The organism is Streptomyces ipomoeae 91-03, assembly GCF_000317595.1.
Taxonomy (GTDB): Bacteria; Actinomycetota; Actinomycetes; order Streptomycetales; family Streptomycetaceae; genus Streptomyces; species Streptomyces ipomoeae.
In genome coordinates, this window is sequence record NZ_AEJC01000279.1 from 1 (window position 1) to 910 (window position 910).

Genomic DNA, 910 nt, shown 5'->3' on the forward strand with positions numbered 1-910 from the left:
CCTTGGTGCTGCGGCCGTAGCCGGGCAGGTCGGGGACGATGACCCGGTACTCCTTCGCCAACGCGGCGATGTTCCGGGAGTAGTTGGAGACGCCGGAGGCGCCGGGGCCGCCACCGTGCAGAAGCAGGACGGGTGGGCCGTCGCCGGTCTCCGCGACGAAGATCTTCTTGTCGGTGACGTCGAGCAGGTACTCCTGCATCGGCGGGGGTGCGGTGTGCGTGGTCATGGCGATCCTCAGCCGGTGATCGGGGTGGGCGGGGCGGTCGTACGCGATGCCGGTGCGAAACCGGCCGGGGGCGGCGGGAGTCGGTCGCCGGTGGGGGCGGCGGCGTAGACGTAGGCGTCGGGGCGCAGGGCGAGGGTGGCCGCGCGGTGGGCGGTCAGCCACGGCAGCAGTACGCCGTCGCTGTCGACGACCGCGCCCTCGGCGGGACGTGAGCCCGCCGGGAGGACGGTGAGCGACGGGACGCCGGCGCGGTCCCACGCGGGCTGCGGGGTGGCCGCCGCGGCGTGCAGGAGCAGCCAGCGGCCGGCGAGTACGTCGTCCAGGCGGACCCGGGTGCCGTCGGGGCCGGTCACCCAGGGCTGGGGGATCTGGCGGCCGGAGGCCTTGGTGCGCGGGCGGGCCTGGAAGCCCTCGGCGTAGTGGGCGACCGGTATCCAGTTCGCGTCGACCAGCCGGCCGCTGACGGCCGACAGGCGCAGGACGGCACGCAGCGCCGTGTCACGGATCCTCGTCACGGGGAGCCGGCGTTCGGTGATGATCCGCCCGGTGAGCACCGCCCGTCTGGTGACCTCCTTGACGTGCGGTTTCCGCTCGGCCTCATAGGAGTCGAGGACCGTCTCGGGCAGTTCGCCGCGCAGTACGGCGGCGAGCTTCCAGCACAGGTTGGCCGCGTCGCGCACTCCG

Annotated in this window: 2 protein-coding genes; both read right to left on the reverse strand. The window is 74.1% G+C overall.

The window, feature by feature from the left end:
- Positions 1–226, reverse strand: a 226-nt coding sequence (locus STRIP9103_RS18500; protein WP_048820521.1) for an alpha/beta fold hydrolase, incomplete at its 3' end; no start/stop codon positions are given.
- A gap of 8 nt (positions 227–234) precedes the next feature.
- Positions 235–910: FAD-dependent monooxygenase (locus STRIP9103_RS18505; RefSeq protein WP_048820522.1), on the reverse strand; the 676-nt coding region annotated here is incomplete at its 5' end.